Annotated in this window: 20 protein-coding genes and 1 pseudogene; 10 read left to right on the top strand and 11 right to left on the bottom strand. The window is 46.5% G+C overall.

Annotated elements, in window-relative coordinates:
• Positions 1-24 precede the first annotated feature (24 nt).
• The 6 genes from HMPREF2596_RS01190 to HMPREF2596_RS01165 all read right to left on the bottom strand — a co-directional run bounded on the left by HMPREF2596_RS01190 (position 25) and on the right by HMPREF2596_RS01165 (position 6,707).
• Positions 25-366, bottom strand: coding sequence for a hypothetical protein (locus HMPREF2596_RS01190; protein WP_003683849.1), 342 nt, complete (start codon positions 364-366; stop codon positions 25-27).
• 200 nt (positions 367-566) lie between these two features.
• On the bottom strand, positions 567-2,840 hold the full coding sequence (locus HMPREF2596_RS01185) for a Tex family protein (protein WP_070849010.1): 2,274 nt from the start codon (positions 2,838-2,840) through the stop codon (positions 567-569).
• Positions 2,841-2,903: 63 nt separating this feature from the next.
• On the bottom strand, positions 2,904-3,554 hold the full coding sequence (locus HMPREF2596_RS01180) for an ABC transporter ATP-binding protein (protein WP_036492188.1): 651 nt from the start codon (positions 3,552-3,554) through the stop codon (positions 2,904-2,906).
• Complete coding sequence (locus tag HMPREF2596_RS01175) at positions 3,551-4,348, bottom strand: ABC transporter permease (RefSeq protein ID WP_063068518.1); 798 nt, start codon at positions 4,346-4,348, stop codon at positions 3,551-3,553. The genes HMPREF2596_RS01180 and HMPREF2596_RS01175 overlap by 4 nt, the downstream gene beginning before the upstream one ends.
• Positions 4,348-5,517, bottom strand: coding sequence for a capsule biosynthesis protein (locus HMPREF2596_RS01170; protein ID WP_036492193.1), 1,170 nt, complete (start codon positions 5,515-5,517; stop codon positions 4,348-4,350). The genes HMPREF2596_RS01175 and HMPREF2596_RS01170 overlap by 1 nt, the downstream gene beginning before the upstream one ends.
• Before the next feature lie 11 nt (positions 5,518-5,528).
• Positions 5,529-6,707: a polysaccharide biosynthesis/export family protein gene (locus HMPREF2596_RS01165; RefSeq protein WP_070849008.1), complete on the bottom strand. Its 1,179-nt coding sequence runs from the start codon at positions 6,705-6,707 to the stop codon at positions 5,529-5,531.
• A 118-nt stretch (positions 6,708-6,825) separates the two neighbouring features.
• Here HMPREF2596_RS01165 and HMPREF2596_RS01160 point away from each other — a divergent pair, with 118 nt between their 5' ends.
• Both HMPREF2596_RS01160 and HMPREF2596_RS01155 read left to right on the top strand, forming a co-directional pair.
• Positions 6,826-7,929 (top strand): stealth family protein, encoded by a 1,104-nt coding sequence (locus HMPREF2596_RS01160; protein ID WP_070849006.1) that lies wholly within the window; start codon positions 6,826-6,828, stop codon positions 7,927-7,929.
• A gap of 18 nt (positions 7,930-7,947) precedes the next feature.
• Positions 7,948-11,637 carry a CDP-glycerol glycerophosphotransferase family protein gene (locus tag HMPREF2596_RS01155; RefSeq protein WP_070849004.1) on the top strand — a complete coding sequence of 1,230 codons (3,690 nt, stop codon included), beginning with the start codon at positions 7,948-7,950 and terminating at the stop codon, positions 11,635-11,637.
• A 71-nt stretch (positions 11,638-11,708) separates the two neighbouring features.
• Here the strand turns inward: HMPREF2596_RS01155 and HMPREF2596_RS01150 are convergent, their stop codons facing one another.
• The 4 genes from HMPREF2596_RS01150 to HMPREF2596_RS01135 all read right to left on the bottom strand — a co-directional run bounded on the left by HMPREF2596_RS01150 (position 11,709) and on the right by HMPREF2596_RS01135 (position 15,889).
• Complete coding sequence (locus HMPREF2596_RS01150) at positions 11,709-12,758, bottom strand: acyltransferase (protein WP_070849002.1); 1,050 nt, start codon at positions 12,756-12,758, stop codon at positions 11,709-11,711.
• A gap of 85 nt (positions 12,759-12,843) precedes the next feature.
• Positions 12,844-14,214, bottom strand: coding sequence for an XcbB/CpsF family capsular polysaccharide biosynthesis protein (locus tag HMPREF2596_RS01145; RefSeq protein ID WP_070849000.1), 1,371 nt, complete (start codon positions 14,212-14,214; stop codon positions 12,844-12,846).
• Position 14,215: 1 nt separating this feature from the next.
• Positions 14,216-15,655, bottom strand: a complete 1,440-nt coding sequence (locus HMPREF2596_RS01140) for an AMP-binding protein (protein WP_049349323.1) — start codon at positions 15,653-15,655, stop codon at positions 14,216-14,218.
• Positions 15,656-15,658: 3 nt separating this feature from the next.
• Positions 15,659-15,889: an acyl carrier protein gene (locus tag HMPREF2596_RS01135; RefSeq protein ID WP_003747973.1), complete on the bottom strand. Its 231-nt coding sequence runs from the start codon at positions 15,887-15,889 to the stop codon at positions 15,659-15,661.
• Positions 15,890-16,110: 221 nt separating this feature from the next.
• Here HMPREF2596_RS01135 and galE point away from each other — a divergent pair, with 221 nt between their 5' ends.
• On the top strand, positions 16,111-17,127 hold the full coding sequence (gene galE, locus HMPREF2596_RS01130) for a UDP-glucose 4-epimerase GalE (RefSeq protein ID WP_070848998.1): 1,017 nt from the start codon (positions 16,111-16,113) through the stop codon (positions 17,125-17,127).
• Positions 17,128-17,243: 116 nt separating this feature from the next.
• On the top strand, positions 17,244-18,326 hold the full coding sequence (rffG, locus tag HMPREF2596_RS01125; protein WP_070848996.1) for a dTDP-glucose 4,6-dehydratase: 1,083 nt from the start codon (positions 17,244-17,246) through the stop codon (positions 18,324-18,326).
• On the opposite strand, the pseudogene HMPREF2596_RS10805 reads toward rffG, so the two are convergent.
• Positions 18,316-18,546: pseudogene (locus HMPREF2596_RS10805) on the bottom strand (transcriptional regulator); the annotation flags it as partial. The gene rffG and the pseudogene HMPREF2596_RS10805 overlap by 11 nt on opposite strands.
• 237 nt (positions 18,547-18,783) lie before the next feature.
• On the opposite strand from HMPREF2596_RS10805, the gene HMPREF2596_RS01120 reads away from it, so the two are divergent.
• The 6 genes from HMPREF2596_RS01120 to HMPREF2596_RS01095 all read left to right on the top strand — a co-directional run bounded on the left by HMPREF2596_RS01120 (position 18,784) and on the right by HMPREF2596_RS01095 (position 26,564).
• Positions 18,784-19,503 carry a S24 family peptidase gene (locus tag HMPREF2596_RS01120; protein ID WP_004520485.1) on the top strand — a complete coding sequence of 240 codons (720 nt, stop codon included), beginning with the start codon at positions 18,784-18,786 and terminating at the stop codon, positions 19,501-19,503.
• A gap of 298 nt (positions 19,504-19,801) precedes the next feature.
• Entirely contained in the window at positions 19,802-20,668 is an 867-nt protein-coding gene (gene rfbA, locus HMPREF2596_RS01115) for a glucose-1-phosphate thymidylyltransferase RfbA (protein ID WP_049349316.1), read from the top strand.
• Between the two features lie 53 nt (positions 20,669-20,721).
• Positions 20,722-21,261: a dTDP-4-dehydrorhamnose 3,5-epimerase gene (gene rfbC, locus HMPREF2596_RS01110; RefSeq protein ID WP_070849134.1), complete on the top strand. Its 540-nt coding sequence runs from the start codon at positions 20,722-20,724 to the stop codon at positions 21,259-21,261.
• Positions 21,262-21,286: 25 nt separating this feature from the next.
• Positions 21,287-23,401 carry a capsular polysaccharide biosynthesis protein gene (locus HMPREF2596_RS01105; protein WP_070848994.1) on the top strand — a complete coding sequence of 705 codons (2,115 nt, stop codon included), beginning with the start codon at positions 21,287-21,289 and terminating at the stop codon, positions 23,399-23,401.
• A 136-nt stretch (positions 23,402-23,537) separates the two neighbouring features.
• The gene (locus HMPREF2596_RS01100) at positions 23,538-24,797 is read left to right on the top strand and encodes a capsule biosynthesis protein (protein WP_036492217.1); all 1,260 of its coding nucleotides are present in this window, start codon (positions 23,538-23,540) and stop codon (positions 24,795-24,797) included.
• Between the two features lie 360 nt (positions 24,798-25,157).
• Positions 25,158-26,564, top strand: coding sequence for an SEL1-like repeat protein (locus tag HMPREF2596_RS01095; protein WP_036492533.1), 1,407 nt, complete (start codon positions 25,158-25,160; stop codon positions 26,562-26,564).
• Positions 26,565-26,568: the final 4 nt, after the last annotated feature.

Genomic DNA, 26,568 nt, shown 5'->3' with positions numbered 1-26,568 from the left:
CCTTTAATCAAAGCAACAATCCAATCAATAATTGGTCGAGCAGAACTGTTCGCGTTTGTCCGCATCAGCGGCATAGCATGTCAAACCCATGCCTGACGCATTGCTGTTGTTTGCTTTCGCACCCGGTTTCTTGTTCACCAAAACCTTACCGTTTTTACCGATTTCCACGGTTACGCCTTTGCCGTTTTTCAGCTTCCATTTCAACACTTGCGCATCGGCACTTTGGCACTTACTGACCGTACAGCCGCCTTCTGTCGCAACATTACCGTTTTTATAAATCACGCACTGCTGCTGGCTGTCGGTACAGGCAGCATAGGCCGCAACGGAGAAACAGGAAATCAGCGCGGCAAACAAAACAGGTTTCATGGTTTGAACTCCTAAGGTTGTGATGATGGGTTTGTAATATTTGGAACTATACGCTTGTTTGCATGTACCTACTACAAAATGTATCGGTAAGATTCAATAGATGCATCACTATATCCACTCCATCAATTATCTAATCCACCCCATACGATAAAGGCCGTCTGAACATCATTTCTCAGACGACCTTCAATTGGTTTTCTGCCTTACCGCTTCAACTTCGCAAACGCATCCGCCATTGCCGAATTGGTCGGGGCGCGGTCGTTGCGTTGGGTTTTTCGGTCGCGGCGTTCTTGATGTCGGGTTTCAGACGGCCTGTTACCTTTGGCTGTGCCGCCCGGTCCGTCATCCAAACGCATGGTCAGCGCGATGCGTTTACGCACAGCATCGACTTCCAGTACTTTCACTTTCACCACGTCTCCGGCTTTCACCACTTCGCGCGGGTCTTGGACGAATTTATTGGACAGGGCTGAGATGTGCACCAGGCCGTCCTGATGGACGCCGATGTCCACGAATGCGCCGAAGTTGGCGACGTTGGAGACCACGCCTTCGAGTATCATGTCGACTTGCAAGTCGCTGATTTCGTGGATGCCTTCGGCGAATGAGGCCGTCTGAAACTCGCCGCGCGGGTCGCGGCCGGGTTTTTCCAGTTCGGACAGGATGTCCAGAATGGTCGGCAGGCCGAAGCGTTCGTCGATGAAGTCGGACGCTTTGATTTGCTTCACGCGCTCGCGGTTGCCGATGAGTTCGGCGGCGGTAATGCCTTGTTGCGCCAGCATTTTGGCGACGACGGGATAGGCTTCGGGGTGGACGGCGCTCGCGTCCAGCGGCTCTTTGCCGCCGTTAATCCGCAAAAAGCCCGCCGCCTGCTCGAAGGTTTTTTCGCCCAAACGCGGTACTTTCAGCAATTTCTTGCGGCTGTCGAATGCGCCGTTTTCATCGCGGTAGGCGACGATGTTTTGGGCAAGGGTCTGATTCAAACCGGAAATCCGTGCCAAGAGTGGGGCGGAAGCTGTATTCACGTCCACGCCGACGGCGTTCACGCAGTCTTCGACCACCGCGTCCAGCGATTTGGCGAGCTGGCTTTGGTTCACGTCGTGCTGATACTGCCCCACGCCGATGGATTTGGGGTCGATTTTGACCAGCTCGGCGAGCGGGTCTTGCAGCCTGCGGGCGATGGACACTGCGCCGCGCAGGGAAACGTCCAAGTCGGGGAACTCGCGCGCCGCCAGTTCGGACGCGGAATAAATCGACGCGCCGGCTTCGGAAACAACGATTTTGTGCAGCCCCATTTCCGGCATTCCGCGCACCAGTTCTCCCGCAATTTTGTCGGTTTCGCGGCTGGCGGTACCGTTGCCGATGGCGATGAGCTTCACGCCGTGTTGTTTAATCAGGCGCGACAGTGTTGCCAACATATTGTTTTCTTGGTGCAAATAGACGATGACCGTATCCAGCAGCTTGCCTGTGTCGTCCACCACGGCGCATTTCACGCCGTTGCGGTAGCCGGGGTCGAGACCCAAAGTGGTCAGCCGTCCGGCGGGTGCGGCGAGCAGCAAGTCTTTGAGATTGCGGGCGAACACGGTAATCGCATCGGTGTCGGCGGCTTCTTTCAAACGATTTAGGGCTTCAAGTTCCAACGACAAAAAGATTTTTGCGCGCCAAGTCAGGCGCACGGTGTCGCGCAGCCATTTGTGGCCGTCTGAAACCTTGAAGCGGCGGGCAATGATTTGCTCGTATTCGCTTTGCTGCGTAATCGGAGTGTCGTCGGGCTGGTATTTGAGCGTGATGTTCAACACGCCTTCGTTGCGGCCGCGCAAAACCGCCAGCGCGCGGTGGCTGGGCATGGTGCGAATAGGTTCGCGGTGGTCGAAATAATCGCTGAATTTTTCGCCTTCGGTTTCTTTGCCTTCAACGACTTGCGCATGGATTTCGGCTTCATTCCACAGCTTGTCGCGCAGCGTGCCGATGAGTTCCGCGTCTTCGGCAAACTGCTCCATCAGAATAGCGCGCGCGCCGTCCAATGCGGCTTTGGTGTCGGGGACGTTTTCGTTCAGGTAGCCTTGCGCGGCGGCTTCCACGTCTTGCGGCTGCTCGGCAAGCAACACGTCCGCCAGCAGCTGCAAACCGTGTTCGCGCGCGATTTGCGCCTTGGTGCGGCGTTTGGGTTTGTAAGGCAGATACAGATCTTCCAGCGCGGTTTTGTTGTCGGCGGCCTCGATTTGCGCTTTGAGGTCGTCTGAAAGTTTGCCTTGCTCTTCAATACTTTTTAAAACAACGGCTTTGCGATCTTCCAACTCGCGCAGGTATTGCAGCCGCTCGGCAAGCTGGCGCAGCTGCGTATCATCCAGCCCGCCTGTAGCTTCTTTACGGTAACGCGCGATAAACGGCACGGTCGCGCCGTCGTCTAAAAGCTCAATAGCGGCATTAATTTGCACGGCCGTAGCCGAAAGTTCTTGGGAAAGAATTTGAGTAATGTTCATCAATAGAATTCCAACGGACAGGCCGTCTGAAATTTCAGACGGCCTGATTTAAAAACAATCGCTTTAAGGCAGCGAATTATAATATTCGTAGGCTTTGTCCATGTCTTCAAACTGGTGCATATGCCCTTTTTCCAGCACCATCGCATTATCGCAATACTGCTTCATGGCGCTGTGGCTGTGCGACACCAAAATGATAGAACGGTCTTTGCGCTTTTCAAACAACTCGTACTTACATTTATCGGCAAAGCGCGAGTCGCCAACCGCAATCACTTCGTCAATCAGATAGCAGTCAAATTCTACCGCCAACGACAAAGCAAATGCCAAACGCGCCTTCATACCTGAAGAATAACGCTTAACCGGCTCGTAAAGATATTGACCCAGCTCCGAAAACTCTTCGGTAAAGTTCTTCACATAATCGATGTCGACGTTGTAAATCCGGCAGATGAAACGCAAATTATCCATACCGGTCAGACTGCCTTGAAACGCACCAGAGAATGCCAAAGGCCAAGAAATACTCATCGTCCGCTTGATTTCGCCCGTGGTCGGCGGCTCAACGCCACTAATCAAACGGATGAGCGTCGATTTACCTGCACCGTTACGGCCGAGAATACCGATTTTCTCGCCCTTCTCCATTTTGAAGTTGATATCGTGCAAGACTGTCCGCCAACCTTGGCGGGTCAGATAGCGTTTGGAAACGTGTTCAACTGAAATCATTGCGGCTCAACCCCTTTGCTGAATCTCGCCACCATCGCCAAACCAAGCAGCAGCAAAACCAAGTTACACAACAAAATATACCAAGGATTTTCGTAAGTCGTGACGCTGTTACCAAAATATCCGGCACGGAACATTTCTGTACCATGCACCATCGGAAGCATTAATACATAATGTTGCAACTGCTGAGGCAGGTTGTGTACGAAGAAAAACACGCCGGACAAAGGCATCATCACAAAACTGATGGTACTCCAAACCTTGCCAAACGGCTCAAAGTGAAACGCCACCGAACAGATGACCAGCCCCAATCCAACGGCAAACATAGCCATCAAAAGCCAAGCCAACAACATATAGAAAATATCTGCCGGTACATCAATCCAACCGATGACGACCAATGCAAACATAATCACAACCTGCGCAATCGTAGCACCGGCAATCTCCAACAACATACGCGCAAAAATGGTATCTAAAACGCGTACATTTCGGTGATACAGCAGGCTTGTGTTGGCCGCAATCGAACCAATGGCACGATTGGAGGCATTACGCCACATCATCATCATCGGATAGCCTGTCAGCGTGAATGCCACGATATTCAAAGCTGACACGTTGTGCATGCGGAAAAATTTCCACATCAACACCATAACCAAAGTCAGCAGCAAAGGTTCGACAAACAACCACAAAAAACCAATGTTATTACGACCGTAGCGAGTAATAATTTCACGCATTAAGAGTGCGCCGATTACCCTTTTTTGGATAAGCAGCGACTCCAAAAACGATGTTTTATGTAGCTCTTTCATCAGTTTTTATGCTCACGGATACTTGCAGACAGCAACACGGCAATGCCATAGACAATCAAACCGATGACAAACGTTGCCACGATGTTGTACAAACGGTTTGGCTCATGTGCCAAGTCAGGTTTGTTCGGCTGGGAAATCACTTCCAAATACAATTGCTGGCGATCTGCTTCCGCTTTTGCACTTTCCAAAGAAGTCATCGCCGCAGCCAATTGTTTTTCGGCCAATTCGTTTTCCAAATACACGCGCTGATATTCCGCCGCCTGATTGGACAACGAACCCTCGCCACCGCCGGAAATCGCTTTCATTTGTTGCGAGATTTCTTTACGCAAGCTCTTCTCGCGCGCAATCAAACCTGGAATTTGCGGGTTTTCAGGAGTAACGGCTTTTACCTGGTCCAGCTGGGTCTGAATGACAATCAACTCGTCCTGCAATTTGGATACCAAACCCATTTGCACATCGGATTGCGCCTTTAAGTCAAAAATACCGTTGGAAACACGGAATTTTGTCAATTGAGCCGAAGCTTCTTTAACTTTCTCTTCAGCCGAATTGACCACTTCCTGAGCATAACGAATCGTATCCTGACGCGCACGTTCGTTCAGCTGGTTGATCAATACCTCACCCTGTTTGAGCAAAGCATCATTGATCTTTTGAGATTCACCGGCATTGAAAGATGTAACGCTCAAATTAGAAATGCCTGAGACAGAGTCAAAATGGATGGATACCTTATCGCGGTAGTATTGATAAAACGCTTCATCCTCGCCACGCAGGCCAAAACCATTAAAACGGCTGAAAATGTCGCCTTCTTTTTCATAAAAATCACGAACGGGCATTTTCTTACGCAACGCATCCAAAGCAGAACGCGACTGCATATATTCCTGCACGGTATAAATATCGTCTTGCGCACGAGAGAAACCGGACCCCTGCAAAATAGCGCCCAAGCCGTTCAAAGACGATTGGCTCTTAGGAGAACGCACCACAAAGCTAGACTGGGATGTGAACTGATCAGAAGCAAATAGTCCGTAATACACACCGGAACACAAAGTCGGCACGATAACCGTTACCCAAAGCAACGGATTAATCTTACGCAACCAAGACTTTTTGGCCTTTTTCTTTTCGGGAGCCGGTTGTTCCGGTTTCACATCCACATTTGCAGAAACTTGCTCAGACATTATTTTCCCCATTAGTTCACTAAATTATTAATACTGTTCGCACCGCTAACCACAGGCGAGAACACAAATGACAAGAACTTGCGTACTTCAGCCATCGGCGCATTCGATACGTACACCACGTCCTTATCCTTCACAGGGAAACGCTGCATCCAAAACATAGAATTCGCATCCGCCAAGTTCAAACGGTAGACCACAGGAATCTCCGCACGATCGCCATAACCTTTTTCAGCCCATTTGGATTGCTTCTCAGGAGGCAACTCGGACAAAGGCGCATAACGGAATACAAATACTCCGCGCGCATCTGCACGATAATCCTGCAAACCGCCCATACGTCCCACAGCCTCAGCCAAAGACAAGCCCTTCACAGAGAAACCAATCTGCTGCGTATGACCGACCGCACCCATAGAAGTAAATGTGCTCGGATTAGTAATCATTGTGACCACATCACCGCGACGCAACAGAATGTTTTGACGCGGATGTGCCACCAAATCTTCCAAAGCAATCGTTCTGACAACATTGCCGCGTGTCAGCTGTACGTTCGTATCCTGAACATTCGCAGTCGAACCGCCCACCGCAGCCACCGCATCCAACACACGCTCGCCTGCAGCCGTCAAAGGCATACGTACACTGTTACCCGCGCGGATAACCGATACATTCGCCGCATTATTTTGCACCATGCGCACCATTACCTGCGGCTGGTTCGCCATTTTTTTCAGACGGCCTTTGATAATATTTTGCACCTGAACCGGTGTTTTACCGAGGACAGACACATCGCCGATAAACGGCACAGAAATCGTACCTGAAGAGCTGACCATCTGTTCAGGCAGCTTAGTTTGCTGCGCATTACCCGAACCGGTAGACGACAAAGCCCCGCCGAACAACACAGCCGGAGGAGCTTCCCAAATCGTAATATCCAGCACATCACCTATATTGATAGCCCCTATTGATGATGTACCATCGCCCAACTGAGCAAATGACTGATTAACTTGCGCTTGATATAGTGACTGAGCCACCGCGCCATTCACATCAATCAATTCCACCTCCGGCACTTCGGCTGTAGCCGGCTGTTGCCCCAAAGCAACAACATTTCGTGCACTTGGGCCGGAATTAGGAAGAGAAGAGCATGCGGCCAACAGGCTGACACACAACAATAACATGCCCCTGCGGGTAAGACATTCTGCTTTCAACATTGATTAAATCTCACTATACTTTTAATTAAGCGCAGTCATTATAACACCTGATGAAATATTAGGCCGTCTGAAAACCTGACATAAACATCAAAAACATCACATTACAGCGAATACCGTCATGAGGAAACTTAAAAAACTGATTCGACAACCAGGTGTATTCTTCCGCGACTATCTCAATAAAAGATACCCTGTCCGCAATGCCGAACAGCGTACAACAGAGTCTGACGAACCGGTCATTATCGACAACACCCTGTATTTAGCCGAACTTGAAAATAGTATCAACCTTCCCCCTATTAAAGTTGATGTCGTTTTCACATGGGTAAATAACCAAGATCCCAAATGGCAGCAACGTCGACGCCAACATAGCCCTACTGCCGAACAAAACGCACTCCACAATAATGACGAAGCCCGTTTCAGTAACCACAACGAACTTTACTATTCACTTCACAGCGTGCGTACCTTCCTGCCGTGGGTCAACCATATCTACATCATTACCGACAACCAACGCCCCGACTGGCTCAATCCTGCCGACTATCCCAACGTCAGCATAATAGATCACAGTCAAATCATTGACCCGCAATACCTGCCCACCTTCAATTCGCATGTAATCGAAGCACACCTGCACAACATTCCCAATCTAAATGAACACTTCATCTATTTTAACGATGATGTATTTGTTGCCCGACCATTACCGAAGGAACATTTTTTTCACGCCAACGGCATTGCTTCACTTTTTATTGCAGACAAAAGCCTAAAACAAATGTCCGAAAGAGGAACTGACACACCAACTCTTTCCGCCTCAAAAAACTGTATCGCACTATTACAACAACACTACGACTGCCAAATCGACCGTCCGTTGGTACACACCTATATCCCACTGCATAAAAGCAGCTTTCAATTTGCTTGGCAGCACTACCGTACTGAGATTGAAGCCTTTTTATCCAACCGTTTCCGTTCTAACCACGATCTCAACCTTGCCACCTTCCTCGTACCTTGGCTGATGTTTTTAAACAGGAAATCTACAGTAGGTAATGAAATATGTTATTATTTTAATATCCGCTCCAACAAAGCGCCTGCCCAATATATCAAGCTCTTGGAAAATAAAAAAAATAGGCGGCAGCCACACTCTTTTTGTGCCAACGATTTTCACAGCCAGCAACAGATTGAAAACTACCAGGACAAACTGATTCAAATGCTGGAAAATTACTTCAAAACCAAATAAAAATAAAAGGTTAAAAAAATGAACAATAAAAAATTTCGGAAGCTCTTACGAGACCCTAAACTCTTTTTCCGCGATATGTACGCCAAACGCATAATGAAACTCAAAAAATACCTTCCCTTAAAATACGAAGGTAATAATCAATTTACAATCGTTTCAGCCGTTTATAACGTCGAAAAATACCTTGATGAATACTTTGACAGTATCGTCAAACAAAGCTTGAATTTCAAAAAACACATTCAAATCATTCTAGTAGATGATGGATCAACTGACCATTCGGCAGAAATCATCAAACGATGGCAAACCAAGTTTCCAAAAAATATCCATTATTTTTACAAAGAAAATGGCGGCCAGGCCTCGGCACGTAATTTGGGATTGCAACATACACAAACTGAATGGGTAGTATTTACTGACCCTGACGATTATCTTCACCCTGACTACTTCAAATCAGTAGATACTCAAATTAGCCAACATCCGTCGGCAGTAACTGTAGCTACTAACATGAAGTTTTTCTTTGAAAATCAAAATATCATTAAAGACAGTCATCCTCTAAGATTCCGTTTTAACAAAACCCACGTTATTGATGTTGCTAAGCTCGATAAGTTTATCAATATGTCTGCTGCCTCAACCTTTTTCAGAGTCAGCCATATTAAAAAACAGAATTTGGTGTTTGACCACAATGTTAAGCCAAACTTTGAAGATGGCAAATTTATTGCAGACTATTTATTAGATTTGCAGGACGCAAAAGCTGTGTTTGACAGAGATGCCGTCTATTTCTATCGCAAACGTGAAAGTGGCACATCCACTTTAGATACTTCTTGGCAAAAAGTAGAAAAGTTTTCTAATGTTTTTGAGTATGGCTTCTTGCCTATGCTTCAAAACTATAAAAACCGCTTAGGGCATGTACCCTCCTCAATACAAAAAACCGCATTATATGATATGGCTTGGTATATCCAACAATTACTTAATAGACCTGAACGTCTAGATTTGTTAGATACTAAACAAAAATCACATTTTTATGATCTAATGCAGCAGGTTTTTAATTATATTGATCAAAAAAATATTATGGAATTTGGCTTAGCGGGAGTATGGCTATTCCATAAAGTTGGTATGCTTGGAATGTTCAAACAGAGCGAGCCACCATTCCAAATCGCCTATATTGAAAACATTGATCGTGAACGCAAACAGTTCCTTATCAGCTATTTTACCTATTTCGACCAGCCATATTCTGTGCAGGCCGATGGGCATGATCTTATTCCTGTCTATGCAAAAAGCGTGGTCAATAAGCTAAATGAACAATTATTTGTTTACGAAAAACGTTTGTGGGTTCCCTATGGTGATGTTGCAGACAATGCCAAAATTAATATTCTACTTAACAAAAAAGCAATGCGAATTTCAATTAAAGGTAAAACCTTTATGCACGGTATCGCATTAAATGAACTTATCGGTTTATTTACGCCGTCCGAAAAATACCTTTCAGACGGCAGCTGGCTCTTAATGGATAGGGAAACTAAAGCTGACGACAACGCTGAGCATTTTTATCGTTATATGATGCAGAATCACCCTGAACAAACTTGCTATTTCGTACTCAACAAAACTGCCCCAGACTGGAACCGCCTCGAACAAGAAGGCTTCAAACTTGTAGAATTCGGCGGTAGTGAATATGAACGACATCTACGTAAAGCTGAAAAAATCATTTCCAGTCATTTGGAAAAACACATCAACAATTATTTTGGGGATTTATACGAACACAGCAAAAAATTTGTCTTTCTTCAGCACGGAGTAACTAAAGACAATCTTTCTGCATGGACAAATAGCAAGCAAAACCTACACTGTTTTATTACCACTACTGAGCCAGAAAGTCGCTCGATTGAGGCTGACTTCAATACCTACAAGCTGACCGAAAAAGAAGTAGCACTAACTGGATTTCCACGCTACGACTCCTTACTATCAAAAAATAAGCCCGACAGTCGCAAGATCCTGATTATGCCAACTTGGCGCAATAACATTGTCGGTCAAAATATCGGTACAGGTAGCAATACTCGTACGCTCAACAGTGCTTTTATGGAAACTGACTATGCCCGTCACTGGCAGGCTCTGCTTCACGACCAGCGCCTGAAGGAAATGGCAGAAACCTACGGCTACGAAGTAATTTTTGCACCACACCCAAATATCGAGCCCTATTTGGAAGTAATGAATGTCCCTACCTATATAAAAATCTGGAGTGGACTGCGTGAAACTGAAAGTATTCAGTATCTTTTCGGACGTTGCGCCGTATTGATTACCGACTACTCATCAGTAGCATTTGACATGGCCTATCTGAATAAAGCAATTATTTACTATCAATTTGATAAAGAAGCCTTCTTTTCAGGTACGCACACCTATCAAAAAGGCTATTTCTCTTACGAAACTGACGGATTTGGCCCTATTACCATCAATCAGCATGAAACACTGGGTGAATTAGAAAGCATTTTAAAATCAGGACATGCCAAACCCGAATATCTTACTCGCATCCGCGATACTTTCCCCTTCCAAGAAGGTGGCAACTGCGAACGTGTGTATCAAGCTATTACTGCTCTTGACCATGCCGAAACCGCTGACAATATGCCGATTTTAATCAATATGATTGAGCAAGCAGAAAATCATCAGGTATGGGACTTGGCAGCAACCCGTATCCAAACTCTGCTTGATACAGGCCGTCTGAATGCGGAAGAAACAGCTGATTATCGCCATCGTTATCTGAACGCTTTATTTGAGAGCAAACAGTTTGATACTTTGCAAAACCTGTTACCTGATTATCCCGATACCGCAGGTTACTGGCATGCGAAAATGGACTTATATATCGGTAATGCTGTTAAAGGGGCGGAATTTTTTGCTGAAAACGAGCATATAGGAACGCAAAATGATTTACTTGTCGCATTACTTGCAGCCTCGTTTCACCAAGCAAAAAGGCTGTCTGAAAAACTGTTTGCCCGGATAGGTACAGACTTACCCGATTCATATCAACCTTTGTTGACCGTAGCACAAAAGCTATCGGAGCAGAATTATTTTGTAGCATTGGCTTTACTGAAAACGTATATTGATAGCTTGGACGATCGCCAAAAAGGCTATCTCAAACCCGAGCTGTTGGCTTCTTACCTCTGCATGAAACTTGGTAACTTACAAGGCGCGCATCAGTATTTGGTTGCTTTTGAAAAACATACTCAAAATGATCCAAGTTGCCGTATCGCCATTGCAAGACTGGCAAAATTACGCGGTGATTCTGAAAAACTATTTACCCAGCTTAACCGTGCCTTTGAAGAAAATCTGCTCTTAATTCCTGAAGATTTAACAGTCGATTATCTGAAAAAAATGTACGCTTCCGGTAACACTGACGGCGAAAGATATCTATTGGCTCAACTGCGCCAAAAATATCCTGAGAGTCCGTCTTTGGCCTTGTATGAAGCTGAAAAACTTGCCCAAAACCAAGATTGGGAGTCTGTCACCAAAATATTGGCTGATTTTGCACAAGCCTCACCGGAAACGATGTATCTTTATACAACTGCTTTATGCCGTCTGAAAAACCATCAGGCAGCACAACGTTATTTTGACAGTCTCTCTCTACAAGACACAGCAGCATATTGGAAACTGGCAGCTGAAATAGCCGAAGCTAAAGGTGACAAGGCATTACAGGCTGAGTGTCTGAAAAAACAATTGGCTTGTTTAGAATAATCTCTGTCTTATCTTAAAAAAGGCCGTCTGAAAACTTTTATGTTTTCAGACGGCCTTTACTATTAGATGCACTAATCAAGTTCTACTGTTGAATTGATATAGGTGACATGATTCATTTCTGCCAAATCCTTACCTTCATCTATATCTGTATATAAAACATTATTGCGTTCCCAAAATACATCTTTGCGTATGACTTTAGCCGGCACGCCTGCAATAACGCAGTTATTAGGAAAATGTTTTTTCACTACCGAAAATGCACCAACAATACTACCGCTACCAATCTTTGTACCACCCCAAATTGTTGCGCCATAGGCTACCCACACTCTGTCTCCAATAGTAACGTCTTTAGAAACATTTAAACGTTTTCCAGTATGAACATCATAAATTGGGTGTGCATCATCAGTACGGATTTGATTATTAGTGGCAAACATACAATCTTCACCAATGGACAAGGTTGTATGTTCGGCAACAGTAATATAAACCGGATTGGTACTGGTAGTTTTACTACCGATGTTAATCGTACAGCCTACTCCCAAACACCATTGGCCTTGCATAGAAACATTTTCTCCAATATAGACTTTGCTGTCCTTGCCTAAAAATTCTAAAAATACATTACGCAAGTTTGCATTAGGGTGGATAACAACTTCATTCCCACCTCCTCCTAGAAATTGGAAATGACAGTTTCGCAGATTATCAGGTGCAGTAATTTTATTTCCAGAGGTGTCGATATAATTACCTGACATCACTTCTTTTTTGCGGCTGTTAACTACTGGCCGTTCAGAAAAATATTGTTCCGCACGTTCGGCCAATTTGATAAATACCGCACAGGTTTGGGCAAAATCCAAAGTACTGACATCATAAATGTATACATTATCCCCATCCTGCTTAGATAAACTGAAGTTTGGAAACATTTCTCCGATATTATCTATCTCACTTTTATTACGATAAAACAGGAAAATCTTCTGCCAATCTAAATTTAAGCTGACAGAAAATGGTGTTTCACGGTCAGATTTGAAATTGCAGTACACATTCTGCTGATAATAAATATCAACAGACGTATTTTTTAATTTGATATTTTTAAGAATTTCTTGCTGAAATTCTTCAGTCGTTTTATTTACCATTACATTCCCCAAACATGATAAATATGGTTCAAATATTAAAAAAATAGACAGTAAATCTAAAACTTACTGTCTATTTACTTCGCATTTAGTTCAGATTAATGTCCGAATCAGTGATATGGATATCCAACAGCAAATTATTGATAATGGTATTGGACAAGAATACTGTGTTGCCTGAAAAATCTATGTGCTTTTGAATTTTTTCAAAGTCAAATTCACATAATACAACTGTAGGCAATGCTTCTTTCAACTCTTTAATATCCGGATAAAACTCTGATACTTTAGCCGATGAAATGACCACTTGATTTTCAAGGTTATGATCAATTACATCTGGTAGCTTTTTGAAAGTCTCCAAAATCGGCGTACGGATAGAGTGCAGATACAATGGATCTTTGCCACCATAGTATTTATGGTTACCCAAAAATGGGTCGATTGCAAAGGTTTTGTACCCACCAATTAAGCCGTGATATACCGCTCCTGTACCGCCTGATGATGCACCGCAAATGACTACGTTTTTCTTATCTACGCCATAAATATTCATCAGGCTCTTAATGAAACGCTGGATATTATCTTCGATATTTTCATCAAACTTTGTATTCAACCCGTGACTGCCAAACGCGTCCGATACATCAGCCATACGGATGATATAAGTATTTGGCATAATGCTGTTGCTGATAAATGGAAATGGGTGGCTATAATAACGGTCAACCATATTCTCATTGCTCTTATTGGTATAAGAGAACAACACCAATAGGTTTTTCTTGTTGGCACTCAATACTTTCGGTGCTTCAACAGTATAAATGACATTCTCCAACTCATGGAAAGAGTCTGGGAAATAAGCCAAAAGATCTTTATAACTGTGCTTGTTCACACGACGGAACACACTTACACCCATTTTGTGTTCAACAGCTAAAAAGCCTCTATTATTTAGCTCATAAACATAATCACTTAGACCATGATTCCGAGCATAGCTTAGGAAAAACTCATTACTGTCGCCTTTAACACCAATGTATTCAACTTCCGGCTTATCCAAATACTCGACTAAATTAATGCCTTTATTTTTTTCAACATTCAGGATGTAGCACAGTTCGCTGCCAAGATAAATGGAAGTAACTTCTAAAATCTCACTAAATTTATCCTCGATTTTTGCCCAATCGGCTTCAGCAAATTTAAAAGACAATACTGTCTTTTCTTGATTAACCGATTGCGGGTAACTTCCATAAACTTCTGAAATATATTTCAGAAATTTATGGAAGCCAGAAATCTTAGAAACCTTGCTCTTATTACGCTCAATAAAGTTAAAGGTTTGTCCTACTGCCGTATAGCTGACGCTGACAAAATAGTCGTTCAACAGAAAATCGAACACTATACTTTGATTGTTATAAATCCAAGCGTTAACCTTTTGAGGATCAATCTTGGCTTTTCGTAAGATGTTTTGCTGAATTTGATATAAATCCATTTTATAAACCCTGCTGATATTTTTCCAACAATGCTTTTTTGTCGGTTTTGTGGTTGGTGCTGACTGGAATTTCATCAATGTGAATAAATTCAGACGGCATCATGTAAGACGGTAAATTTTGTACTAATGCGTCTTTGATTGCCTGAGTATCTGCACTTTGCTTAGCTGTATAGAAACACACCAAACGCAATACTGCGCCTGTGTTGCGCTTCAAAGCCACTACTGCCACATTATCAAAGGCAAATTCCTTAAGGTTAAGGATTTTTTCTTCAATTTCTGAAAGTTCGATACGGTAGCCATTGAGCTTAATCTGCTCGTCTTTACGGCCTTGTACATAGAACAATCCATTTTTTTCAAAACCGTAGTCACCTGTTTTATAAGTGCGGTTATCTGCACTGTGCACTACCAAACGTTTGGCATTTTCAGTTTCGTTGTTCAGATAGCCACGCATCACATGGTTACCGCTAATCCAAATCTCTTCGTCAACAATCTCTAATTTGGAATTAAGCACGGCAACGCCTACAGGCAACTCTTCTTCTGCCGCCAGCATATCAGGTGTAATATCAACGTAAGTTGTTGCTACAGTTGCTTCAGTCGGACCATAGGTATTGATAACACGGACACCGGGAAATTTTTGAAAAATCATATTTACTACTGGTTTGCCAAGTTTTTCGCCACAGAACAAAAATTCCTTCAAACTCGGTAAAGTAGCCTGACTACATTTAGGGTTAAGCAGCTGCTGCATGGCAAAAGAAGGCGTGGAAACCCAAGTAGTAATTTGTTGTTTGGCCAAAAAATCAATCCAGGTGGCAGGATTAGAAATAGCATCACGACTGTTCATGACAATACAACCGCCGTAAGCTAAGTTGCCAAAGATTTCGTACATTGACAAATCAAACGCAAACGGAGCCTGATTCATGAATACATTAGGTGCGGCTAAATTAAGCTGCTCTTTCATCCATTTCATCAGGTTGAATACAGCTTCACGACCGATTTGCACACCCTTAGGTGCGCCGGTTGTTCCTGAAGTAAACATGATGTAAGCCAAATCTTTTTCAGCAAGCTCTACTTCTTCGTCAGTCTGCTTTTCAAAAGTTTGCGTTGCCGAACGGTACACAAAGCGTGCTTTCGACAGTTGGCAGATATTGTTCAGACGGCTTTCAGGATAAATACTATCTACCGGAATAAAAGGGATTTTGTTCAATAAGCAGGCATAAATTGCCACTGCAAAATCAATTTCTTTATGGCCGTGCAACACCAAAGGAATGTTTTTGGTAATATCTGCTATGCTTTTGTAAGCCTCGATAAATGTGGCTATTTTTACGCGCAACTCTTCCCAAGAACATTCCTGAGTATCATTAACTAACGCTTTTCCCGAAGTTTGGTTGAAACGGTATTCCAAAAAATCATCAAGATTTTGGAATTCATTTAATTGTTTCATGATTTAGCCTTTGTAATTATTTTCAACATATTGAATGATATTGGCTGAGTTTGCCAAAATATCAACCAGTTGCTCAAACGGCAAATCAACATCAAATTTTTGTTTGATGGCCATAACCAAATCCATTGCGCTCACGGAATCAATAAGTCCTGTAGACAACAATTCTTCATTTGCTGACACTTGTTTTTGTGCAACTTGTGAAATCAACGCCAAAACTTCGTTAGATACTGACATGGTAAGATCCTTTTATTAAAATTGAAATGATAACGCTTTGCACCCTGTGCATAACACTGTGATTATCCCATATTTTTTTACTTTTCAGGTAACTAAATATACAATATCCAAATAAAGCAATCCCTCTTTGACAACATTTACATCAGGTCATCTGAAAGCGTTTGTATTTTCAGCCAACCGGTCTCACGACTTCCAAACACAATTTTAATTAAGGAAAACCAATGACTATTCTTATTACCGGCGGTACCGGCTTCATCGGCTCCCATACCGTTGTTTCCCTGCTGAAATCAGGTTTTAATGCCGTGATTTTGGACAATTTGTGCAATTCGTCTGCCAACATCCTCCCGCGCTTGGAAAAGATTACCGGCAAATCTGTGCCTTTTTACCAAGGGGATATCCGTGATCGTGAAGTGTTGCGTCAAATTTTTGCCGAACACGATATTGATGCCGTCATTCATTTTGCCGGCTTGAAGGCAGTCGGCGAAAGCGTGGCCGAACCAATGAAATATTACGACAACAATGTGTCGGGCAGCTTGGTTTTGGCTGAAGAAATGGCACGTGCCGGTGTATTCAAGATTGTGTTCAGCTCATCTGCTACGGTTTACGGCGATCCGGGTAAAGTGCCTTATACGGAAGATATGCAACCGGGAGATACGACCAGCCCTTACGGTACGTCGAAGTCTATGGTGGAGCGCATTTTGACGGATATCCAAAAGGCCGATCCGCGTTGGAGCGTGATTTTGTTGCGCTATTTCAACCCTATCGGTGCGCATGAAAGCGGTTTGATCGGTGAGCAGCCAAACGGTATCCCTAACAATCTGCTGCCTTATATCTGCCAAGTGGCTTCAGGCAAGCTGCCGCAATTGTCGGTTTTCGGCGACGACTACCCTACTCCCGATGGTACGGGCATGCGCGACTATATCCATGTGATGGATTTGGCGGAAGGCCATGTGGCGGCGATGCAGGCGAAAAGCGATGTTTCGGGCATACACCTGTTTAATTTGGGTTCGGGACGTGCTTATTCGGTATTGGAAATCATCCGTGCCTTTGAGGCGGCCTCCGGCTTGACCATTCCGTTCCAAATCAAACCGCGTCGCGATGGCGATTTGGCCTGTTTCTACGCCGACCCTGCTTACACCAAAGCGCAGACCGGTTGGGAAACCAAACGCGATTTGGCGCAGATGATGGAAGACTCATGGCGTTGGGTCAGCAACAACCCAAATGGCTACGATGATTAAGTTGACCTGATACAGGCCGTCTGAAAGAGATGTTTTCAGACGGCCTCTTTATCTGAAAAACACACTTTCTGTCTGCTATAATCCGTTTATATTATTTTGACTATCCTCTGAAACTTATGAAAAAAATCCTTGTTACCGGCGGCGCGGGCTTTATCGGTTCTGCCGTTGTCCGTCATATTATCCAAAACACTCAAGACTCTGTCGTCAATGTCGATAAGCTGACTTATGCCGGCAATTTGGAATCTTTGACCGAGGTAGCCGATAATTCTCGCTACGCTTTTGAGCAAGTGGATATTTGCGATCGAGCCGAACTCAACCGCGTATTCGCACAACACCAGCCTGATGCCGTAATGCACTTGGCTGCGGAAAGCCATGTCGACCGCTCTATCGATTCGGCAGGCGAGTTTATCCAAACCAATATCGTCGGCACATTCAATCTGCTTGAAGCAGCCCGCGCCTACTGGCAACAAATGCCGTCTGAAAAGCGCGAAGCCTTCCGCTTCCACCATATTTCCACCGATGAAGTCTATGGCGATTTGCACGGCACAGACGATTTGTTTACCGAGACCACGCCATACGCGCCGTCCAGCCCCTACTCTGCTTCTAAAGCGTCCAGCGACCACCTCGTCCGCGCATGGCTGCGTACTTACGGCTTACCGACCATTGTAACCAACTGCTCCAACAACTACGGCCCTTACCATTTCCCGGAAAAACTCATTCCTTTGATGATTCTGAACGCGCTCGACGGCAAACCGCTGCCCGTTTACGGCGACGGAATGCAAATCCGCGACTGGCTGTTTGTCGAAGACCACGCACGCGCGCTGTATCAGGTTGTTACCGAAGGCGTTGTCGGCGAAACCTACAATATCGGCGGCCACAATGAAAAAGCCAATATCGAAGTCGTCAAAACCATCTGCGCCCTACTGGAAGAGCTTGTTCCTGAAAAACCTGCCGGTGTGGCACGTTATGAAAATTTGATTACTTTCGTACAAGACCGCCCCGGCCATGACGTGCGCTATGCCATCGACGCTGCCAAAATCGGCAGGGAGCTGGGCTGGAAACCTCAGGAAACATTCGAATCCGGTATCCGCAAAACAGTGCAATGGTATTTGGACAACAAAACCTGGTGGCAAAACGTATTGAACGGCAGCTACCGTTTGGAGCGTTTAGGTAGTGCGAAGCACTTAATACTGGCTTGAAATTACGTTCTTCATAACGTGTCGGCCAAATTACTTCAGGTGGGACACCTATTGCATTTGCAATGATTTTTTCTCCTTTCAAATAAGGAAATTGCAATGCTCCCTTCAATGTATTTGGCGACAAGCCGGATGCAACACTAAGAGCTCTTACTGACCACCCACGTTTTTTGAGTGCTGCAACAATATCTGCGCGGTGCCAATCTGCGTTTTTTTGTACCATTTCACTTACTCCATACGTTAAACCGTTTTTCTAACCGTTTGTACTTGGTTGATTGAATAATATATGCAACCAGATACTATGTAAAGCGGTTGCATAGAGAAAAATATAAGCTTTCGCTTAGTTTTTCTATATGTTTTTGTTTATTAAACGAATTAATTTTATGCAACCAAATACATTTAGTTGCATAGAAAGTTGCATAGATATTTTTATGTATGCAATCACATATAGAGATAGCTTATGAATACTTTTAAAGAAAGATTGACCTACTTATGGCGCGATAACCCAAAGCCTGCGGTTATTGCAAGAGATATTGGAATGAGCCCGCCCGGATTTAACCGGATTTGGTATAACGACGGCCTTCCAAACACTGAAACCCTTATAAAGATTCAAGAATCTACCGGGTGTGACTTAAACTGGCTGCTGACCGGCAAAGGCTTGCCGTATCTCGATAAAGCCAGGCCGGAAAACGCCGGAGCATTCTCTGTAAGCAGAAATTCTGATGGAATCACCGACACTATGGGCAACCCTGTCGACTTGTCGGAGTTTGTATTCGTGCCGCGCTACAACGTAGCCGCAGCAGCAGGGTATGGCGCACCGGTCTTCGGCGAAGAACCTTTGTTCTGCTTGGCTTTCCGGAAATATTGGATTGACAACTATGTGACCAAACAACCGGAAAAGCTGTCTGTAATTACCGTTAAAGGCGATTCAATGGAGGGTGTGCTCAATCATGGGGATTCCATTCTCATCAATCACGCCGAAACCGACCCGCGTGACGGCCTATATGTCTTGCGTATAGGCAATGACCTCTTTGTCAAACGTGTGCAACGTATACCGGGCAAACTGCTTGTAACGTCTGAAAATCCACGTTACGCACCGTTTGAAATAGATTTGAGTAATGCCCAAGACGACATCGCCATCATAGGCCGTGTTGAGTGGTATGGCCGGAGTATTGATTAAATCCATTTTAAAAACCTCTTAAAACAGTTTTAAAAATTCCCTAATCTCGTCAGCTTTAAACAGAAAACCGCGCATTCCGGCGCGGTTTTGTGAAAAAGCTGGCGTAACTTTTCCGGATACAAAAAAACGCCGAAATCCACGTCTTTCGAAGATTTCAGCGTTTTTTTAATCTATTTGTTCCTTGTGCAAAAACTAACAGTCCCCCACATAGGCACCGGAAAATAAGTTTTCAGACGGCCTGTTCCCATATTAGGCCGTCTGAAAATCACGCAAACACACACTACTCAGGAGAAAACCCATGAAAGGCATTATCCTCGCCGGCGGCAGCGGCACACGCCTCTACCCCATCACGCGCGGCGTATCCAAACAGCTGCTACCCGTGTACGACAAGCCCATGATTTACTATCCCCTGTCCGTATTGATGCTGGCAGGAATCCGCGATATTTTGGTGATTACCACGCCCGAAGACAACGCCTCTTTCAAACGCCTGCTTGGCGACGGCGGCGATTTCGGCATTTCCATCAGCTATGCCGTTCAACCCAGTCCGGACGGTTTGGCACAGGCATTTATCATCGGCGAAGAATTTATCGGAAACGACAATGTCTGCTTGGTTTTGGGCGACAATATTTTCTACGGCCAATCGTTTACGCAAACATTGAAACAGGCCGCCGCCAAGACCCACGGCGCAACCGTATTCGGTTATCAGGTCAAAGACCCCGAGCGTTTCGGCGTGGTTGAATTTGACGAAAACTTCAACGCTCTGTCTATCGAAGAGAAACCGCAACAGCCCAAATCCGATTGGGCGGTAACCGGCTTGTACTTCTACGACCAACGCGTCGTCGAGTTCGCCAAACAAATCAAACCGTCCGCCCGCGGCGAATTGGAAATTTCCGACCTCAACCAAATGTATTTGGAAGACGGTTCATTGTCGGTGCAACTTTTGGGACGCGGTTTCGCATGGCTGGACACCGGCACCCACGAGAGCCTGCACGAAGCCGCTTCATTCGTCCAAACCGTGCAAAACATCCAAGACCTGCAAATCGCCTGCCTGGAAGAAATCGCTTGGCGCAACGGTTGGCTTTCCGATGAAAAACTGGAAGAGCTGGCTCGCCCGATGGCGAAAAACCAATACGGCCAATATTTGCTGCGCCTGTTGAAAAAATAATGTTTGAGGCCGTCTGAAACTTTTCAGACGGCCTTTAGATGAAAGATAAAACGATGAACATCATTGATACCGCCATTCCTGACGTAAAACTGCTTGAGCCGCAAGTCTTCGGCGACGCACGTGGCTTTTTTATGGAAACCTTCCGCGACGAGTGGTTCAAAACCCAAGTCTGCGACCGCACCTTCGTGCAAGAAAACCACTCCAAATCCAGCAAAGGCGTATTGCGCGGCCTGCACTATCAAACTGAGAACACACAAGGCAAACTCGTGCGCGTGGTTGTCGGCGAAGTATTCGACGTGGCCGTCGATATGCGTAAAGACTCTCCCTCTTTCGGAAAATGGGTAGGCGAGATCTTGTCCGCAGAAAACAAACGCCAACTGTGGGTACCCGAAGGTTTCGCACACGGTTTCTATGTACTGAGCGACGAAGCCGAGTTCGTCTATAAATGCACGGATTATTACAATCCCAAAGCCGAACACTCGCTGATTTGGAATGATCCGACCGTCGGCATCGACTGGCCGTTGCAAGGTGAGCCGAACCTGTCGCCTAAAGACTTGGCAGGTAAAGTATTGGCCGAAGCCGTCACGTTTTAAAAAATTATTCAGGCCGTCTGAAAGAATGTTCCTCTTTTCAGACGGCCTACAATCCATTAATAACAATAATCGACGAAAACGCATTGTGAAAAACGCCTACATTCCCTCTCGCGGCATCCACAGAATCCCCCATCTCTCCACCCTATTGCCTGAATTTCATATCTGCAAAGACGGAAAAGGAGCGGGGGTTGTCGTCGGCTGGGGTTTGCGCCCAACGACACACAAAGCACGTGCTTTTGCCGCTGAACACCGGCTTCCCTTTATTGCGTTGGAAGACGGCTTTTTACGCTCGCTCGGACTGGGTGTCGCCGGTTATCCGCCCTACTCCATCGTCTATGACGACATCGGCATCTACTACGACACCACCCGTCCTTCGCGTTTGGAACAACTGATTCTCGCCGCCGATACCATGCCGTCTGAAACCTTGGCTCAGGCGCAACAGGCGATGGATTTCATCCTGCGACATCATCTATCCAAATACAACCACGCGCCCGAACTTTCAGACGACCATCCTTTACGTTCCCCATCCAAACCTGAAACCGTCCTCATCATTGACCAAACCTTCGGCGACATGGCCATCCAATATGGCGGCGCAGACGCCTCTACGTTTGAACTGATGTTTCAGACGGCCTTGAATGAAAACTCGCAAGCCGATATCTGGGTCAAAACCCATCCCGATGTTTTGTGCGGCAAAAAACAAGGCTATCTGACCCGGCTGGCGCAGCAACACCGCGTCCATCTTCTGGCAGAAGACATCAATCCGATTTCTTTGTTACAAAACGTCGATAAAGTTTATTGCGTTACCTCGCAAATGGGATTTGAGGCGCTTTTATGCGGCAAACCGCTGACCACCTTCGGCCTGCCATGGTATGCCGGATGGGGCGTAAGCGACGACCGCCATCCTAAAATCGACAGCCTTGTCCAAACCCAACGCCGCACCCCCCGCAACTTGCTGCAACTCTTCGCCGCAGCCTATCTGCAATACAGCCGCTACCTCAACCCCAATACCGGCGAAGCAGGCAGCCTCTTTGATGTTATCGACTATCTGGCGACGGTCAAACGCAAAAACGACAAATTGCGTGGCGAGTTGTATTGCGTCGGCATGTCTTTGTGGAAACGCGCGGTTGCCAAACCGTTCTTTAACGTACCCTCATGCCGTCTAAAATTTATTTCCTCCACCCAAAAACTGGCCGGGGTCAAACTGTCCGACGATGCACGCATCCTTGCCTGGGGCAACGGCAAAGAGGCCATCGTCCGTTTTGCCGAACAACACAACATCCCCCTGTTGCGCATGGAAGACGGCTTTATCCGTTCGGTCGGGCTTGGTTCTAATTTAGTCCCGCCGCTGTCGCTCGTTACCGACGATATGGGCATTTATTTCAACGCCGAAACCCCGTCCCGTCTTGAACACATCCTGCAAAACCAAAACTTCGACAATCAAGACTTTCAGACGGCCTTGAAGCTGCAAAAAATGCTGACCGAAAACCGCATCAGCAAATACAATGTCGGCAGCTCGGACTTTACCGCCCCTTCAACCGACAAAACCGTGATCCTCGTTCCCGGCCAGGTTGAAGATGATGCGTCGATCCGCTATGGTTCGCCCCAAATCTATCGCAATCTGGATTTGCTCCGTACCGTACGCGAACGAAACCCCGACGCCTATATCATCTACAAACCGCATCCCGATGTAGTCAGCGGTAACCGTATCGGCCATATCTCCCCTGAAGATACGGCACGATATGCCGACCAAACCGCCGAACAGGCCGACATCCTGACTTGTCTCCAACACGCAGACGAAGTTCACACCATGACTTCGCTGACTGGTTTTGAAGCCCTGTTGCGCGGCAAAAAAGTCAGCTGCTACGGCCTGCCTTTTTACGCAGGTTGGGGGCTTACCCAAGATCTGCTCCCCATTCCGCGCCGCAGCCGCAGGCTTGAACTTTGGCAGCTGATCGCCGGCACGCTCATCCACTATCCCGACTACATCCACCCCGAAACCCATCAGGCCATCAATGCGGAAACCGCAGCCCAAATCCTGATACGACAAAAAAATATGCAAAAAAACAACAACGGATTACATCGTGGGTACTTTGCCAAAAAATTAGGTAAAATCAAACAACTATATCGATCTTTTAAATAAATGCCATCAAAATTAACAATGCGTCATAAACCGGCTTCAATTGCAGCATCATTGCTTTTGCATCGTTAATACGCTTGGCGTATGCTTAAAAGTTCAACCCAAAACTATTACATAAAAAACAAAATCACATTGCGACATGAAACAGCCCGTCCTCCAAAACAACCTGCAAAACTTACTTGAAAGCGCAGAAAACATCCTGCTGCTTCAAGGCCCTGTCGGCGATTTTTTTCAGCGCCTCGCCGGCTGGCTGACCGCAAACGGCAAAACCGTACATAAATTCAACTTTAATGCAGGCGACGACTATTTTTATCTGCCCACTCAAGCGCATACCGTTACTTTTAACGACAGCTACGATGCCTTTCCTGAATTTTTGCAAGAATACATCGTTCAACATCACATCCAGGCCGTTGTCTGCTTTGGCGACACACGTCCCTACCATCTCCTGGCCAAACGAATTGCAAACGAAAACCAAGCCAGTTTCTGGGCATTTGAAGAAGGCTATTTCCGCCCCTACTACATCACCTTAGAAAAAGACGGCGTCAACGCATTCTCCCCGTTGCCGCGCCGTGCCGACTTTTTTCTGGAACAATTCCCCAAGCTGGCCCAGAAAGAATACAAAGCGCCGATACCGGTACGCGGCGGGTTTACGCCCATGGCCAAAAATGCCGTCCGTTACTATATCGAATTGTTCCGCAATCCGAACAAGTACCCGAACTACATCCACCACCGCGCATCCAATGCCGGCCATTACCTCAAACTGTGGTCAATCTCCATCCTCAAGCGTTTGAACTACTATATTGAAGACATCCAAATCGCCAAACGCGTGGAGGCGGGCAAATACGGCAAATTTTTTATTGTTCCCTTGCAGGTATTCAACGACAGCCAAGTCCGCATCCATTGCGACTTTTCCAGCGTCCGCAGCTTCCTGCTCCATGTCTTGGCCTCATTTGCCGCACACGCGCCTGCCGATACCAACCTCATCATCAAGCATCATCCGATGGACCGCGGCTTTATCGACTATTCGCGCGACATCAAACGCTTTATCAAAAAACACCCCAAACTCAAAGGCCGTATCACTTACGTCCATGATGTCCCCCTGCCTGTTTTCCTGCGTCACGGCCTCGGCATGGTTACCATCAACAGCACCAGCGGCCTGTCCGGCTTGATCCACAACATGCCAGTCAAAGTCCTCGGCCGCGCCCATTACGACATTCCCGGCATAACCGACCAAAATACCTTGGCAGAATTTTGGAATCATCCGACGCCGCCTGACAGCGACCTGTTCCATGCCTACCGTATGTACCACCTCAACGTAACCCAAATTAACGGCAACTTCTACAGTCAGGTGTTTTTCCCCAACAAAAAAACCTCCGACTCTTCCACTCCGACAACCTGACTTAGCAAAAATAATTCAGGCCGTCTGAAAAACATTTCAGACGGCCTGAAACAATCAACATCCCAGCCGCCGTCATGTAAACAAACCATAAAAAACCGCATTTATCATTAACAATAAATTACAAAAACAGTATAATGACCGAGCTGTCATGAACGCATGCCGACTCAAGCCGAAAGCTTTGTAACGCACTGAATAGAGATGTTTCCCCAGGAAAATAATACAACAAGCCAAACATCTTTAAAGGCAGGCCGGTAAGGCAACTGCAAAACTGTGCCGAACCCTATTTTTCACAAAGCCATCGACCGGCATCGCCGCCTATATGCCGCAGCACCCGTCTTCCACTTTATCCGCCCGCAAACCATGACCGCCGCTCCTGAAATCCTCTACCGGCAAGCTGCCGCCCTTTTGGAACAATCCCATACCGCCCAAGCCCTGTCCCTGTTGCAACAGGCGGCAGAGCAAGGTTATGCGGAAGCTGCTTTCGTATTGGGCAACCATCTGCTGCAAAACGGCCAACCGGAGCAGGCACTTTCATGGTTGGAAGCCGCCGCGGCCCAACGCCACCCCAAAGCGCTCTTCTCCCTGCTGCAACAGCGCGAACACAACGGCACCCCGACCGGACAGCTCCTCAACGAATATGCCTGGCTGGGTGAGCAGGGACACCCTGAAGCCCAATTAATCCTCATGCGTTACCACGCGCAACGCAACGATCCACAATCGCTCTACTGGGCAGAGCTTGCCGCCGCCCGATATGCCGCGCCTGCGTATTACCATCTGGCACGCCATCATCAACGCCAAGGCGACTTTGCGACAGCCGTCGAACAATACGAAAAAGCGGCCGCACTCGGCGTGACTGCCGCCTGTTGGCAACTCGGTCAAATCTACTTCTACGGCACAGGCATCAGCCCCGACCACGCACAAGCCGAACAATACCTCGAACAAGCCGCGCAAGCCGGCCACATCGCCGCACAAACCCTGCTGGCCGACCTTCTTGCCGCCCAACGCCGACCCGAAGCCTTGGAATGGTATCGTCGTGCTGCCGACAAGGAACAAGCGGAAGCTCAAGCCAAGCTGGCCCAATACGCCCTGACCGGCGAACTTTCCGAACGAGACCCGTTCCAAGCGGCACGCTACGCCAAAGCCGCCGCCGAGAAAAACCATCCCGAAGCCTTGAAAATCATGGGCGACCTCTACCGCTACGGCCTCGGCATCAAAGCCGACAACCATGTCGCGCACGATTACTACCACCGTGCCGCCGCGCTGGGTTCTGCCGCCGCCGCACAAAAACTCGTCAGCGATGCCGCGCTGTACCATCCGCAACAATACGAACAAATCAAAACAGCCGCCCTGCAACAGCAACAAACCGAGACCGCATACCGCTTGGCGGAAGCACAGGCCCGCGCCATCGGCCGTCCTGCCGACTACAATGCCGCGCGCAAAAATTACATGGAAGCGGCCGAATTCCACCACAAAAACGCGGCGGCAGCCTTGGGCCGCATCTACCATTACGGCCTCGGCACGGCGCAAGACCCTTGGGCGGCCGCCCACTGGTACGCCATTGCTGCCGAACAAAACCACCCTTCCGCCCAATACCACCTCGCCTGTTTTTACTATCACGGGCAAGGTGTAAGCTGCCATGTTCCGACTGCCTGCTACTGGCTGCAGGCCGCCATCGGCAACGGGCATACCTCGGCCGGGTTATTAACATCCCTATTGGAACAATGGCGCCGCGAAGCGCATCATGCCATCGGACAAAAGGCCGTCTGAAAAG

Source organism: Neisseria sp. HMSC078C12 (assembly GCF_001838065.1).
Classification (GTDB): domain Bacteria; phylum Pseudomonadota; class Gammaproteobacteria; order Burkholderiales; family Neisseriaceae; genus Neisseria.
Note: the sequence above shows the minus strand (reverse complement) of the source record. Positions and strands in the feature narration are given on the sequence as shown.

Coding starts and splice junctions, on each gene's coding strand:
- HMPREF2596_RS01190 (WP_003683849.1), bottom strand. CDS start 366: ATGAAACCTGTTTTGTTTGCCGCGCTGATTTCCTGTTTCTCCGTTGCG.
- HMPREF2596_RS01185 (WP_070849010.1), bottom strand. CDS start 2,840: ATGAACATTACTCAAATTCTTTCCCAAGAACTTTCGGCTACGGCCGTG.
- HMPREF2596_RS01180 (WP_036492188.1), bottom strand. CDS start 3,554: ATGATTTCAGTTGAACACGTTTCCAAACGCTATCTGACCCGCCAAGGT.
- HMPREF2596_RS01175 (WP_063068518.1), bottom strand. CDS start 4,348: ATGAAAGAGCTACATAAAACATCGTTTTTGGAGTCGCTGCTTATCCAA.
- HMPREF2596_RS01170 (WP_036492193.1), bottom strand. CDS start 5,517: ATGTCTGAGCAAGTTTCTGCAAATGTGGATGTGAAACCGGAACAACCG.
- HMPREF2596_RS01165 (WP_070849008.1), bottom strand. CDS start 6,707: ATGTTGAAAGCAGAATGTCTTACCCGCAGGGGCATGTTATTGTTGTGT.
- HMPREF2596_RS01160 (WP_070849006.1), top strand. CDS start 6,826: ATGAGGAAACTTAAAAAACTGATTCGACAACCAGGTGTATTCTTCCGC.
- HMPREF2596_RS01155 (WP_070849004.1), top strand. CDS start 7,948: ATGAACAATAAAAAATTTCGGAAGCTCTTACGAGACCCTAAACTCTTT.
- HMPREF2596_RS01150 (WP_070849002.1), bottom strand. CDS start 12,758: ATGGTAAATAAAACGACTGAAGAATTTCAGCAAGAAATTCTTAAAAAT.
- HMPREF2596_RS01145 (WP_070849000.1), bottom strand. CDS start 14,214: ATGGATTTATATCAAATTCAGCAAAACATCTTACGAAAAGCCAAGATT.
- HMPREF2596_RS01140 (WP_049349323.1), bottom strand. CDS start 15,655: ATGAAACAATTAAATGAATTCCAAAATCTTGATGATTTTTTGGAATAC.
- HMPREF2596_RS01135 (WP_003747973.1), bottom strand. CDS start 15,889: ATGTCAGTATCTAACGAAGTTTTGGCGTTGATTTCACAAGTTGCACAA.
- galE (WP_070848998.1), top strand. CDS start 16,111: ATGACTATTCTTATTACCGGCGGTACCGGCTTCATCGGCTCCCATACC.
- rffG (WP_070848996.1), top strand. CDS start 17,244: ATGAAAAAAATCCTTGTTACCGGCGGCGCGGGCTTTATCGGTTCTGCC.
- HMPREF2596_RS01120 (WP_004520485.1), top strand. CDS start 18,784: ATGAATACTTTTAAAGAAAGATTGACCTACTTATGGCGCGATAACCCA.
- rfbA (WP_049349316.1), top strand. CDS start 19,802: ATGAAAGGCATTATCCTCGCCGGCGGCAGCGGCACACGCCTCTACCCC.
- rfbC (WP_070849134.1), top strand. CDS start 20,722: ATGAACATCATTGATACCGCCATTCCTGACGTAAAACTGCTTGAGCCG.
- HMPREF2596_RS01105 (WP_070848994.1), top strand. CDS start 21,287: ATGTTCCTCTTTTCAGACGGCCTACAATCCATTAATAACAATAATCGA.
- HMPREF2596_RS01100 (WP_036492217.1), top strand. CDS start 23,538: ATGAAACAGCCCGTCCTCCAAAACAACCTGCAAAACTTACTTGAAAGC.
- HMPREF2596_RS01095 (WP_036492533.1), top strand. CDS start 25,158: ATGACCGCCGCTCCTGAAATCCTCTACCGGCAAGCTGCCGCCCTTTTG.